Source organism: Vibrio sp. 2092, assembly GCF_033339635.1.
Taxonomy (GTDB): Bacteria; Pseudomonadota; Gammaproteobacteria; order Enterobacterales; family Vibrionaceae; genus Vibrio; species Vibrio alginolyticus.
In genome coordinates, this window is sequence record NZ_JAWOUY010000015.1 from 131,020 (window position 1) to 144,430 (window position 13,411).

Genomic DNA, 13,411 nt, shown 5'->3' on the forward strand with positions numbered 1-13,411 from the left:
AAACTCGTTACCGAATACCTAAAAGCCAGTTCGCTGGCTTTTTTCATCCTTATTCCTTGAACATAATTAGGAAGGTTTACTCATGTTTCCTAACGCCATTCGTGCTCTGCTACTCTTTATCTTCGGCGCGCTGTTGGTTGGCTGTGCCCAGCCCTACCCTCAAGTTGAACCGGATTTTGAAGCCAATTGGCAAACTACTCAGCATCAAGCCGAAGTTTACTTAATTCCTACCGCTCCAGAAGCCTTTGCTCGTCGTGTTGAACTGGTAAGAAACGCTCAGCAAAGCATCGATGTGACTTACTTTTCTTGGGAGAGTGACACGCTTGGTTTGATGCTACTCAATGAACTCAAACAAGCAGCAGATCGAGGCGTGCAAGTTCGACTCACTCTCGATGATTTATTGATTTTTAACGAGAAATGGCTTGCTGATCTCAGCGCTCACGACAACATTCAAATCCGTTTATTCAATCCGTTTGATTCACGTAAGTCAGGTTGGATTGGTCGCGCCGTCAACTTCTCTACTCACCAACAACGTTTGGACAATCGTCTGCACGAGAAGTACTTCAACGTCGACCATCAATGGATGATTCTAGGTGGACGTAACATTGGCGACGACTATTTTGGTTACAGCCGCAAAGCCAACTTCTTTGATATGGATGTCTTGTTCAAAGGCAACATTATTCGAGCGTTCGACCAGAACTACCAACAACTTTGGGACAGCGAGCATGTCACGCCAATAGAAAACATCGTTAACGTTACCCCAAACTATTCCACGTTTACTAAAGCGCTTAATAAAGGTGAGAAAGACAAAAGCATCATTCTGGCTGAAGTTGAAAAACAAGTTAAACACCTGACCAATCCCAACTTCATCACTGCGCAAGTCACCCCCGTTTTCGACTCATTAGACAAGTTAAAAAACAACAAACCCTACTTTAGAAAACGGGCAGAACACCAAGTTTGGCAACAAATAACCTCTGCATCCAAAGCAGTGATATCAACGCCTTATGTGGTACCAAGCGATGGTGAATTTGCCTTTATTGATACCTTGATGGAGCAAAAAGCGGACATCACGTTAATGACGAACTCGTCTGCATCTAATGACTCTGGCTTTATTCCGGCTTATTACGAGGAGCACCGCCAAACCTTGTTGGATAAGGGCGTTCATCTACTTGAGTACAAAAACCAAGCGAAAAATGATGACCATTACTTCCATGCGGATACTTATTATCACAACAAGACGGTGATACTCGATGATCGGCTTACTTATATCGGCTCATCAAACTTCGACCCAAGATCGGATTTCCTCAATGTGGAATTTGGTGTGTTGGTCCAAAGCGAAGCCTTTGCAGAACATGTCATGCACTACTTAACTCGACAACAAGATGAACTTTTTTGGCGAGTGTCTCGAGATGGACAAGGCCAAACTCAGTGGCAATCAATGAATGAGATCCATACTAAGAATCCAAACTATGGTGGATGGCATAAGGCGCCTAACTGGATATTCAAGAAACTGAATGGTGAGTTCGAACTCTAAACAATCAAGACTTAAAAAGGCTCTCTATCTGCAAGGATGAGAGCCTTTTTAATGCCCGCTAAAACTGCGTGCCTAGTGAGAAGTGAACGCGGAATTGGTCTCCTTGCGGAGTATCTAAACCATAAGCAAAGTCCACTTTGACAGGCACGTATTTTGAGTTCCATATCAAACTCAGCCCTGTACCGCTTTTCCAATCCACCCTATCGTTGAAGGCATCACCAATATCATAAAATGCCCCAAGCCACAGTTGGCGGTAGACCTGATATTGATATTCCAGCCCAGCAGTAAACATGTAACGAGCACCCGTTAAATCGCCATTTTCATCTCTCGGAGAGATAGACTCATAACCATAACCACGAAGATTGCCATCACCTCCCGCAAAGAAGCGTAATGATGATGGAATATCGCTCAAAGTGTCAGCGACATTAATGCCAACATTGGAACGAAAGTGAAACTTGTGTTTTTCACTAATATCCCATGACAGAACACTGTTGCCCTCAATACGCAGCAAACGAGAATCGGAGAAAAAATTGGGATCCGAATATTCCAGTGAGTAGACGTGACGGTGCTTTACTTCTAATTGATCGTTCTTGCGATCAAGCAGTGAAAATGTCACCCCCGGTAATAACAACTGTGATTCGTTATTCTCCGACGCTTGTTGATAACTTTCTTGCAAATAACGAACGTGCATGGTGCTTTGCCAATCACCGTCTAACTGCCAGTGCTTTTCAAACGATAAATCATTAGAAAAACTCGATGTGTCCCGATAGTCGACATGCTTAGATTCAAACTGAATCCCGTAGTAATCAGTTAGAACATTTTTGGTGGGTATCTTATAACCTAGTAATAGCGATTGTTCCGGTTTGGAAGCGTACGCTTGTGCCTCAAAACTGTGCCCACTTGCGTTATACCATGGCTTGGTCCAGTTTAGCGAAGCGCGTAATCCCAAGTCTGTCGAATACCCACCACCGACTTGCACAATATTGCGTGAATTCGGCTCTGCGAGCACTTCTATCGGCACCTTATGGCCATCGGATATCTCCTCGAAATCCGCTTTCACAATCACACTGCGAAACCAATCAGTACTGGATAGGTCGGCCTGATATTGACTCAATTTCAAAGTATCAAAATCGTCGCCCCGCTCAAATGTTCTCATCGCTTCTATTCGAGCCGTTTCGATACCCGACGTAAGAACAGACAGCTCTCCAAATTGGTAACGAGAACCACTAGAGAAATGCAGGTTCACATGGGCTTCATTCAAACTTGGAATGACTTCCAAAGACGATTCGATAAAACGTCCATCTAAATAACCTTTTTGCTGAGCCAATGAGATCAAGTTTCGCTTTAGCGTATCGTACTCAGAATGAAGCAACGGCTGCCCTTGTTTAAGTTGAGCTTGATTGATTAGTTCGATGAAATCCTGATCGTTACTGGCCTCTCCCGACACAGCAATATTAGATTTTTTGACCAACATCACCTCCCCAGCGTCAACCTCAAGCGTGATGAAATCATTCTCTGATCTCTGAACATTGAGCTCGGAATGGTAGTAACCATAAGGGTTTAACGCATTATTAACCATCTGCGTTAGTCGATTTGAGGTAATGTTTGAAACAGAGAGTTTCGTTAGTGGTGTAAGGTGACTTTCAAGATTTTTCTCTAATATTGGTGTTAGCCCTTTGATTTTAAATTGCGCTCCGAATGCATGATGTAAAGGCATAGAAGCTAAAACCGATATACCTATTATTTGTTTAATGAGAGGAGACACACCGCTACCTAGTTTAGCAATACACTCGACAAGGTTAATGATGGAATGGCATATCAGTTAATCGCGTTTGTAGGATTGCTCCCTACGAAATACTCTCGAAAATTCACGTTTCACAAGTAGATACTTTGAACGATAAATTGGCTCAAGCTAGGAGGTGGCAAATCATGCGGTCTAAAATAGGTATACTGTTTGCCAAAAATACAAAACCCAACGCTGAATGGATCTCATCAAGCGTTGGGTTACATTGATAATGTGTTTTTTAATCTAAAAAGCGGTCTGTTTGTAAAACTAGATCGAAGAACAGTTTCCTTTTTCTGCCATGTCGACTTTTAGTACTTCTGCTTTACCTTTGCTTTCGTCTACGAGTTCTACGCCCGCACCACCAACAAATACACCCATTTTAATGTATTGATTAACGAAATAATTACGGCCCTCTTCCGTTAAGATAGTTAAGTGATTTTCAGAAAACTCAGACTCTGTACTTACTTGATGTTCTTTATTGCCTTCGACCTCATGGTAGAAGAATACACCAGGAGCGGTTTCACCAATACATTCCCCATCGACGTAAACATACTTTTTAAGCGCTGCTCCGACAAAAGCATCTTCTCGGTAAATGTAAATCCCTGCGTTCCCCTTTTGAGGTGCTTCAAATGATTTCATTTGATTTGATACTGTCGAATCAACAGTAGGAACAGAAGCACAACCTGACAAACCCAAAAGGAATGCGGAACACAGAATTACTTTATTTTTCATGTTATTAACCTAGCTACGATAAAATCGCGCCAACCATACTATAAATAAATACGTTCACTTATTGGTATTTTTGAAATTTGTGATTCAACCTATGCAATAGCACTCATTTAGCGTATAGATTGAGCAAACATTAGCCATATAATAATCACGAGAATAAAATGCCCTGTATCTAACGATCACTAAATGCCACTTTACTCGCTAGACTGATAAGTAGAATACCTGAAACACCTTCAAGAGTTCTTGAATAACGCTGAGAGTGTGGACGACTAAATACCCAATTACCCACAGAGGCGTACAAAACGTTACATGTCGTCGCAAGTACGCTGAACAGCAAGCCAAGTACTAATAATTGCATTGATGTTGAGCTTGCAGACGTATCAATAAATTGAGGCAGAAATGATAGGAAGAATAGCGCTACTTTTGGATTCAAGACGCTGACGATAACCCCCTGAACAAACACATTTTTATTATTATCAACATTTTTGTTTTCAACGATTTTACTTTCTCCACGCCACATAGACAGTAATGACTGAACACCTAAATAAACTAGGTAAGCGGCCCCTAACCATTTAACAACGCTAAAAGCCAAAGATGAACTCAGAATTATTGCTGACAAACCTAAACATGCCGCTAGTGTATGAAAAAAGTAACCAACACCAAGCCCCAGAGCCGCTTTCAGCCCAGCAGATAATTTACCTTTCATTGTATTGGAAACAATATAAATTACATCAGGTCCAGGAATCATATTGATAGCGAGACAAGCGACAACAAATAATAATAGTGAGTTTGAATCCATTCTTTTCTCCAAATTAACGTCTTGCGGGATAACATTTCATCGAACTACAAGTAATGCAACGTCCAGGTTTCAATTGGTTATATTTCGTATTAACAACACGTTACTAATACTACAGCACTGCGCGAAGAGCACAATCATGAACAGTGATACGAATTAAATTATGGGCCTTTGTTAGCCCTTTGAATGATAATATTTAGCATCATTTGGTTGTAAGCTTTTTCTAGCCAGCAGCTCTTATGGAAGTTAACAAATCGGCTACTTAGTATACTTAATAGACCGTCAAATCAGATAGATTATCTATTCTTATTTCTTCAAGCCTTTTGTGCTTCATTTTGCTGCCTCACTAAGCAGCAACTTAATACTTGCTACACCAAAAAATAACGCGAACACGCCTTCAAAAACTGCTTTGGATCTGAGATAGGTTTGCCTGACCTTTTTATACGCGAAAAGAAAAGCATAGCCAAAGAAAACCAAAGCACTAACCAGCCCTACAACAAAAATGACCGACAACAATTCCAACGGACTGGCCGTAGGAGGAACCCCTATCGAATAAAGCGCACCGAAAAACAGAATAGCCTTTGGGTTAGTTAAGTGAATTAACACTCCGGTTAAGTAGTTACCCTTCTTTGTCGTTACGTATGTTTTGGGTAACTTTAGCTGCTCGATGTTGCAGGCAGAATGTACGGACTTTAAAGCCAAATATAAAAGATAAAATGCCCCACAATATCTAAGAATTTCAAAAAGCCAAACATTGCTATAGAGTATGGTTGCGAGACCAAAAGCGGCTGAGGTTGACCAAAATAAAGACCCCGTTAAAACACCTGCAGCCAAATACCCTCCAAAGCGTCGACCGTGGTTCATTGACGTGCCTGCTATCGCAAGAGTTGCAGGTCCGGGGCTAGCGATGGCAGCGATAGCTGATACGACAATCAGTGAATAATTTATCTCTTCCATTTTTACTCTAAGCCTCCAAATGGAGTTTTATCAACACTTATCGCGGAATACTCTATTGAACGTACATCAGAAGCGTAATACTGATTAAAACACCAAGTGTTACGAATCGAGTTGAGATTCTTTGGTATTTTACTGCTCCAAAATAACATCAAATCCGCCATAAATGAGACGCTTTCCATCAAAGGGCATTGGGTTATTGTCTGGACTCATTCGAGGATCAGCCATGATCCGCTGCCACCCTGAGTCCCGAACTTCTTTTGAAGGCCAGACTACCCACGAAAACACAACGGTTTCGTTGCTTTCAGCGTTAACTGCCATGGGAAATGATGTGATCTCACCATCTGGTACTTCACTCCCCCACGTCTCAACAACCTTTAAGGCCCCAAACTCCCTGAACATTTCTGCTGCTATTTTTGCGTGTGCGATATACTTTTCTTTATTCGCTGTCGGTACTGCAGCGACAAACCCATCAATGTATGACATAAGTAAACTCCTTTCATTGGAGTTATAACCATAGCTCAATAAAAAGAATGCACATGATGCCAAACCATAGAAACAGGTACGTAATACAGCTTGAGAGCTACATTCCTAGCTTGGACTTTATATGCATATTTGAAAGGTATGTGTTTGGATCAAGCTTGGTTAGCATATTTATAATCTCCAAAACACTCGAATACTCAATACGTTCCTCTTCAGCATGCCCGATCCCACCTATTGTAAAGTGAGTAAAGCGGTAATCACGATAAACGTTTTGCAGCTGGCTAGAAATATCTTTGAGTAATCTTTTACTGAGGGCGAATGCAGGGTATTCACTACTTTCTGAAAGCTCTGCTGTAGAGCCAATAGATACAATATTGCATTTATCGTTAAGTGAACCTAAAGCGTTAAGCTCATTGACTAAATTAAGATACCCAATCGGGCCAACATTCATAAACTCAATCAGTTCGCTTGTTGTCAATTCTGAAGACTCTCCCCACATCGACGCCAAATAAACGATGATGTCAAACTCTACACCTTTGAAGCACGTATAATCTGGTTTTTTACCGGGATCAACGTCAATACAAACAGAGGCGACTCCCCCCTCAACTAGCTTTGATCTAGAAATCGCATAAATTTCTGTACCCTGTAAGTTCGTAGCCAAGAACCTTCCTAGCCCTTTACTACCTCCAACGATTAAAATCTGCATAACCCTATTCCTTGGTTAAGGTTGTCTTTCATATTGTCCGCCAAACTGTTCATTAGGCATCACTTTAACGTTTCTATTGCCCTACTTAGTTCTATCTTCAATTTCATCGAATGGTTCAACTGAAATACGCTCTGCAATTTCACTCATCTTCTTCATTTTTTCTGGGTTACTAGTTCCCCAAAACCGCTCCCAGTCTTCACGTGTTCGCCACTTGGCAATAGTTAAAACCTTTTCCGGTACATCGTAAGAACGAAGCATAAAACTACCAAGCGCCCCATCTACTGACTCATGAATTGAATCTGTCGTCGAACGCCATATATTTTGAAACTCATCCATTTTTTCACTTGGCACACGCCATTCATACACAACTCTAAACATAACACTTCCATTAAAATTTCTAGATTTAATACGGCAAAGTATCAAGAACACTAAGCCAGGTTAATAGATGAATAAAGCAACATAGTAGAGCGTAGAGCAATCTAAAAAACAAAGCGTAAACGCTCTAAATCACTCCGATTCGATTAGTCATGCACACATTCAAAGATTTCGTATTGCCGTTTAACATTGGCTGTTACTTTTCCCCAATGTGAGGCTTGAACTCTTTCCTGATGTTGTTTAAAAGAGGCTTTGTCGACGAACTCCTCATAGACATCAAAACGAAACGGATTAGTCGAGCTTTGAGTCACAAGAAAAGTAAGGCAGCCCGACTCTTCTAACGTGAGCCTTTTGTGAATTATTAACTCATGTTTTACTAATTCTAAATCCTTTTCCGGAACTAAAATAAAGCCTTTCAATGTTACTTTCGACATATCATCCTCTCGCCCCTGTTAAGAAGTAGCCAACACGCCCTCAATCTCAACCATCATATCGCAAATGTGAATCTCACCATGAATTAAAATGCCACGTGTTAGGAATCTATTTCTAATGCCCTATCGACCTACGAGCATAAGGTTATCTCTACCCTTTCTTTGCCTTTACCGATGTTCTTGCGTTTTAATTGAATTTGGCCGACTTCTGATGTGCGCTTTAAGTGAGTGCCACCGCAAGGCACTTGCGCAAACCCATCCACTCTCCAATACCTTCTTTCACTCTCTTGATCGGAAAAGTCACTAATAATAACTGAATCAGAGTTAATCAAATCTTGCACATCAGTTTCAATTTCTTTCAATAGTGGGCCAATACTTTCAGACCACTCGAAATCTATGCGACTCTTATTTTCAGAAATATGCGCGCCTATCTTAACAATGCCTTCCCGACGCTGATAAAACATCTCGAGCACCACTTCAGCCGCAAAGTGTAGCTTCATTAAGGCGTATCTACGCTTCCAATCAATATTCGTAGTTACAATGTCACCAAGAATAAAATTTGGAGAGGATTCCAATGTGTAAATAAGTCGAACACCTAACTTTTGAGCAATCAAAACCGGAATACCATTAATCGTTCCTTTATCACTCTCTTGGCCTCCAGACTCTGCAAAGAAGATAGTCTGGTCCAATTCAACCTTATTTCCGTCTACATTGCTCACTCTTGAGTTAAGTTCTGTTTGGTAGGGATTAACCCAAAATAATTTCTCGCTCATGCTGCTATCCTTGCAGTAAGTCCTATCTTTGATAGTACATTCAGTGACCACCAAGTCAATTCAAGAAACCTCACCGTCAAATGTAAGGCTGTGTATAGAGCACGAGCAGGCTAGACCTATTAGATGCGTTTAAGGCCGGATACTAAACGCTGTCTAGGGGTTTAGCTAATAACCCGTAAATTGCGGAATCTGAGACTACTCCATTCACTTCCCAACGCTGACTTAGGAAACCTTCCTTTATAAAACCTAACCGTTCCAAGACTTTACCTGAAGAAGCATTGTCTGGATCTATCTCAGCCTCGATTCGACGTAGATTCAGTGTTTTGAATGCGTGTTCGATTAATGCAGTTCCCGCCTCTAATACAATGCCTTTACCCCAGAAATGACGACTAACGCCAAAGCCAATTTCTGCGCGCCTAGACTCTTTCACGTGATTAAACAGCATTATCTTACCCAGAAGTTGGCCATTGACCTTTAGGAAGATGCCTAGTGTCACTTCTGTATTGCTATTCATGGCCTGTGTACTCTTGGCTATAAATGTCCGCGCTTCTTCAATTGAAACCCAAGGGCCAGTGTTCCAATATTTCATGACCTCATGGTCTGAGAAGATATCAAACAATTCGCTTGCATCATCTTCAACTAGCTCTCTTAGAATTAATCGTTCCGTTTCAATCTTTGTTACTAACATTTTGGGGTCAACCTTTTGGTTTGTTATTGGTGACGAAAATCCAATAAAAGTGTGAGACACGTAATACAAATGATTTCGTATGAGACTTTTAAACAAGCTCAACGCACGGCAAAAGCGCCACGTGTCACGATTCTATATTGAAGCAAATTTTAGACATTCAAGTGCGTCAACAAGTAACCGCTGAACGCATCAAAGCTTGGAGTGAGTTGATCATAAGTCCTAAACTCAGGCTCAAAATAGTCCATATACTTTATTATCGCTTAGTGACGATTTCCTTCAGTACTCTGGCTGGGTTGCCACCAACAACGACATTGTCTCTAAAACTCTTTGTAACGACTGCGCCAGAGGCTACCACCACGTTGTTCCCAAGTGTTACGCCAGGGTTGATTACGGCATGGCCACCTATCCAACAATTGTCACCAATGTTTATGGGCTTTGCTAGCTCTAAACCACTGTTCCTCTCGATAGGATCTAAGGGATGAGTCGCAGTATAAATTCCAACTTGAGGCCCAAGTAAACAGTTATCACCAAACTTAACTTCCGCAACATCCAAAATCACACAACCAAAATTAGCGTAAAAATTATCTCCAACGTGAATGTTGGATCCGTAGTCGCAATTGAAAGAAGATTCAACATGAATATCGTCACCTGTTGTGCCGAACAAGCGCTTAGTTATTTGAACTCGCTTTTGTTTATGCTCAACAGACGTGGCATTCAATTTTTCAGTTAGTAACCTAGCGCTCAACCTTAACTTTAATAACTCTTCATCACTTGGGTCATAAAGCTCACCTGCTAACATTTTCTCTTTTTCTGACATAAAACTTGGACTCCAATACCAATTTTCTTACAACGCTACATTAAGTATGTGAGTAACGCTACCTCCTAAGCGAGGCTGTTCCACCACGAAAACAAAGCCCGACTTGAACCCTAGTCCTCAGCGCTATCAATTTAGTGCACTACCACCACCGTTCTCACTAACTTATCACCGAGACGTTGCCTCTTTTTACCAAGAATGAAAATTGAGTCAATAAAACCGAAGAATGGAGTAATAACATTTCGAAAGAGCGACTGAAAAATATTGCACTTTTTACCCGTTCTTGCACTTATAACTGCAATGCCCAAAAGTTTTTTACCCACACTTTGACCATTTGGTAAACAATCAGAAAAAAGGTAATACGATACAGTCGCAGTTACTGCTGTAGCGCGCACAAGCTCTTTTTCAATACCGATTTCTAAGCCGACCCATAAAACGAGAGTAAAAATGCTAAAACTGACAAAAAGATCAATCATTTGTCCAACACACCTAACTCCCGGACTAGCCAAAACGTAATTTTCTAGAGTAAATTTTCCTGCATTTTTCATTTTAAAATTTGGACTAACAATTGTTTATTTGTGAACTAACGCTATTGAGACAGTAACATCCCCACTAAACCTAATCCATACTTCCGTAAAGCAAGGTCGAACCTGATTTTTCTATCTTTTCAATATATTACCACGCTTGTTCTAAAGGCTAGATTGGTAATATTTCAACATCTCTTCTTGATTAAGCGCTTTACTTTCTAACTTTTGTTGATCTTTAAAGATTTGAGCTAATGAAGGGAGAATTGAGCGATTTACTTTATAGTCATCAGACCAAAGTTTCCCTCTCATCACCGCTTTCGCACAATGAAAATACATACTCTCTATGACTATTTTGATAACAACCTTAGGATCTTTACTTCCATCGGGGCAAGCAGATATCAAGTTGGCGTCGGTGTGAATACTTGCGATTCCTTTAATACGGAGCACTTCATCAATACCATTTACCATCAATAACAACCCTACCTTGGGGTTACTAATGATATTTTTTAGACTATCGATACGATTGTTCCCCGAGCTATCAGGGAGCAACAATGTTGATTCATCTAAAACTTTTACGAAGCCAGGCTCCCCTCCTTTAGGAGAAAGATCGATATACCCTTGTGAATCAGCGGTACTTAGAACTGCAAAATGGCAGTTATTAATTAATGTAATCGCATGAACATCCAGCACAGGCAGAGCTTTATTTTTAGCTCTCGCACTTGGCTCTGCGTAAATTTCTTTTAACTGCTCTATTGTTTTAATTTCACTCATTCAATGTTATTCCTTCACTATCGTATAATGCTTTGCTTGTAAGCAAGCAGTAACTCTGACTTCTTGTATAGGCACTAGACCTAACTCATCGTAAAAATACTACGAGTACAAGTTGTCTCTTTAATGCCTTGTTATCTGAAGATTTAAAGTTTTTCACTAAACTCCCCACACTGCTTACACTTATAACCATGCTTGTAAAAAAACAGTGGAAAACCCAGTAAAATAAAAACTAAGAAAGCTGGGCGTTTACCTTTTGTAAATGCAAATAGATCTTTACTACCACATTTAGGGCAAACGTCTTTTTCTTCATCAACGTCAACTTCATTTCCCAATGATTCTGAGAAATCGCTACTAAGTATTTGTTTCGCATCTTCTGCATCACTTTCGGCCACCATCAGACGGACGCCGCCTATTGCATTTGAATAAAGCCACTGAGTATTTACCGTGTGCTCGTCAGCGATGTAACTTTCTATTCCGACACTATCTAGGCTTGCTCTCGCAATATGAGCTTCATGAGGAAAAGAAAACCTTGCTACTACAATCACATATTGCTCCTTGTGGGAAAGCGCTCCCGTAAGGTATAAGAAACGCTAATTGGAAATGCTATGTGTAGTATTTCTTTTTGAACAACTTATTAGCCCACTACAGACTAGTACATATACCCTAACCAATCTATATGGCCAACAGCCCAAGTTTTGCCGCTGATAGGTTTAACATATAAATCATCTAGTTGCTCTACAGCAACACCGTAATTTTTATGTTCATGAACGCGCAACCAAGAACTTAGAGAGTTAAGGCGCTGATAACCATTAGCCAGATAAAAACGCTCCAAAACGGAGACTAAAATGATGAAGTCGACATCTTTAGTGGACGCATACTCGCTGAGTTGAGACAACATTGTTGTGCCAATACCTTGTCTTTGAACTGTGCTCTCGACGCAAAAGTCACTCACACCTAATACTTTATAAATTTCATCACCAACGCGAACAACTCTGTAGTCTAATCCCATGTAACCAACTAACTGATCACCTTCGTAATTCAGAACTCTCATATGCGGGAGTTGCTTATAGTAAGAGCGAGTAACTTGGTGTTCAGGAAACGACTTGTTTCTAAGAGCTTCAATTGCATTATGCTGCGCTTTAGATAACTCGATTTCTGGGTAAATATCCATATTTGACCTTTGAGTATTAATGACCTTTTGGTTACGATCCCTGTCGTTGAGTTTAACTCCGAGCGTGTCCTAACCTTGTGGGACATTGACAAATAACATAGAGTTTCTCAAAACACTACTTACAACATTTTTACTGCAAACCAATCGAAGTTGCTTAAGAACAAACACTACTTCATAGCAATGCCTACGGATCAAGCATTTGCAGCTTCTTACCCACACCCTATTCCGCCATCTGGAATTATTTTAATTACACAACGTGGGTACTCAATGTTGGTAAAAGCATTTACCGATGATTTTTCATGGCAAGTCCAAGAACAATTGGCAGATGCATATTTCGAAGCACAGAGAGTACTATCATCGGCGGAGCAACTATTAAACCAAGCTAATTTGCTAGTTCAACATGACCAACGAATTAACAACTTAGAAAAGGCTCAGTTAAATACACAAGCTCACATTTCTAGAACAAATGCCGAAGTTACAAAAGCCAATCAAAAAGCCGACGATGCATTTAAAGCGGCAAATGCTGCATTAGAGCATAAATTTGGAGATAAGGATTACTACACAGTTATCGCTTATTGTAACTCTAAAAATATCCCAATCATTCTGACCTTAGCAAAAGCTAAAGGTTTGGAAGCTAGAGCTTACACCCAAAAAATTGGAGGTAAGATCAATAAAGTTTCTGATGAACGTTGGGGACAAGTAAATGCGTATCATATTGCAGTTTTAGACCACATTTTTAAACAGTGATTTATATCGGGAGTCCTCTGCTGAGGGCTCCAATTCCCCGTAATAAGGCTAACGAGCTTGTAGGATTTCTCTCTTACCCGTCCTCAATTCTGATCCTACCGACATTTCATCATGATATGAACTTGA

Annotated in this window: 17 protein-coding genes; 2 read left to right on the forward strand and 15 right to left on the reverse strand. The window is 40.6% G+C overall.

What is annotated here, in order from left to right; genetic code table 11:
• Positions 1 to 82 precede the first annotated feature (82 nt).
• A complete protein-coding gene (locus tag R7P80_RS21615) occupies positions 83 to 1,534 on the forward strand; it encodes a phospholipase D family protein (protein WP_225491903.1) in 1,452 nt (483 codons plus the stop codon).
• Positions 1,535 to 1,592: 58 nt separating this feature from the next.
• Here R7P80_RS21615 and R7P80_RS21620 read toward each other — a convergent pair whose 3' ends face one another.
• The 15 genes from R7P80_RS21620 to R7P80_RS21690 all read right to left on the reverse strand — a co-directional run bounded on the left by R7P80_RS21620 (position 1,593) and on the right by R7P80_RS21690 (position 12,538).
• On the reverse strand, positions 1,593 to 3,251 hold the full coding sequence (locus R7P80_RS21620; RefSeq protein WP_021033916.1) for an autotransporter assembly complex protein TamA: 1,659 nt from the start codon (positions 3,249 to 3,251) through the stop codon (positions 1,593 to 1,595).
• A gap of 336 nt (positions 3,252 to 3,587) precedes the next feature.
• On the reverse strand, positions 3,588 to 4,052 hold the full coding sequence (locus R7P80_RS21625; protein ID WP_005377099.1) for a DUF2846 domain-containing protein: 465 nt from the start codon (positions 4,050 to 4,052) through the stop codon (positions 3,588 to 3,590).
• Positions 4,053 to 4,221: 169 nt separating this feature from the next.
• The gene (locus tag R7P80_RS21630; protein ID WP_005377098.1) at positions 4,222 to 4,848 is read right to left on the reverse strand and encodes a LysE family translocator; all 627 of its coding nucleotides are present in this window, start codon (positions 4,846 to 4,848) and stop codon (positions 4,222 to 4,224) included.
• Between the two features lie 327 nt (positions 4,849 to 5,175).
• On the reverse strand, positions 5,176 to 5,802 hold the full coding sequence (locus R7P80_RS21635) for a LysE family translocator (RefSeq protein WP_225491902.1): 627 nt from the start codon (positions 5,800 to 5,802) through the stop codon (positions 5,176 to 5,178).
• A gap of 129 nt (positions 5,803 to 5,931) precedes the next feature.
• Positions 5,932 to 6,285, reverse strand: a complete 354-nt coding sequence (locus tag R7P80_RS21640) for a DUF1428 domain-containing protein (RefSeq protein WP_005377096.1) — start codon at positions 6,283 to 6,285, stop codon at positions 5,932 to 5,934.
• A 97-nt stretch (positions 6,286 to 6,382) separates the two neighbouring features.
• Positions 6,383 to 6,988: a hypothetical protein gene (locus tag R7P80_RS21645; protein WP_005377094.1), complete on the reverse strand. Its 606-nt coding sequence runs from the start codon at positions 6,986 to 6,988 to the stop codon at positions 6,383 to 6,385.
• Between the two features lie 81 nt (positions 6,989 to 7,069).
• Positions 7,070 to 7,366, reverse strand: a complete 297-nt coding sequence (locus R7P80_RS21650) for an antibiotic biosynthesis monooxygenase family protein (protein ID WP_031781322.1) — start codon at positions 7,364 to 7,366, stop codon at positions 7,070 to 7,072.
• A 143-nt stretch (positions 7,367 to 7,509) separates the two neighbouring features.
• Positions 7,510 to 7,797, reverse strand: coding sequence for a putative quinol monooxygenase (locus R7P80_RS21655; protein ID WP_158173947.1), 288 nt, complete (start codon positions 7,795 to 7,797; stop codon positions 7,510 to 7,512).
• Positions 7,798 to 7,925: 128 nt separating this feature from the next.
• Complete coding sequence (locus R7P80_RS21660; protein ID WP_225491901.1) at positions 7,926 to 8,567, reverse strand: alanine--tRNA ligase-related protein; 642 nt, start codon at positions 8,565 to 8,567, stop codon at positions 7,926 to 7,928.
• Positions 8,568 to 8,709: 142 nt separating this feature from the next.
• Positions 8,710 to 9,255 carry a GNAT family N-acetyltransferase gene (locus tag R7P80_RS21665; protein WP_213870693.1) on the reverse strand — a complete coding sequence of 182 codons (546 nt, stop codon included), beginning with the start codon at positions 9,253 to 9,255 and terminating at the stop codon, positions 8,710 to 8,712.
• Between the two features lie 253 nt (positions 9,256 to 9,508).
• Positions 9,509 to 10,072 (reverse strand): sugar O-acetyltransferase, encoded by a 564-nt coding sequence (locus R7P80_RS21670; RefSeq protein ID WP_047102727.1) that lies wholly within the window; start codon positions 10,070 to 10,072, stop codon positions 9,509 to 9,511.
• Positions 10,073 to 10,203: 131 nt separating this feature from the next.
• Complete coding sequence (locus R7P80_RS21675) at positions 10,204 to 10,617, reverse strand: RDD family protein (RefSeq protein ID WP_031781318.1); 414 nt, start codon at positions 10,615 to 10,617, stop codon at positions 10,204 to 10,206.
• A 141-nt stretch (positions 10,618 to 10,758) separates the two neighbouring features.
• Positions 10,759 to 11,367, reverse strand: coding sequence for a pyridoxamine 5'-phosphate oxidase family protein (locus R7P80_RS21680; RefSeq protein ID WP_005389306.1), 609 nt, complete (start codon positions 11,365 to 11,367; stop codon positions 10,759 to 10,761).
• 143 nt (positions 11,368 to 11,510) lie between these two features.
• Positions 11,511 to 11,912, reverse strand: a complete 402-nt coding sequence (locus tag R7P80_RS21685; protein WP_005377076.1) for a DUF2007 domain-containing protein — start codon at positions 11,910 to 11,912, stop codon at positions 11,511 to 11,513.
• Between the two features lie 104 nt (positions 11,913 to 12,016).
• Positions 12,017 to 12,538: a GNAT family N-acetyltransferase gene (locus R7P80_RS21690; protein WP_182016506.1), complete on the reverse strand. Its 522-nt coding sequence runs from the start codon at positions 12,536 to 12,538 to the stop codon at positions 12,017 to 12,019.
• Between the two features lie 150 nt (positions 12,539 to 12,688).
• Here R7P80_RS21690 and R7P80_RS21695 point away from each other — a divergent pair, with 150 nt between their 5' ends.
• Positions 12,689 to 13,285, forward strand: a complete 597-nt coding sequence (locus tag R7P80_RS21695; RefSeq protein WP_225491900.1) for a hypothetical protein — start codon at positions 12,689 to 12,691, stop codon at positions 13,283 to 13,285.
• The last annotated feature ends 126 nt before the right edge of the window (positions 13,286 to 13,411 follow it).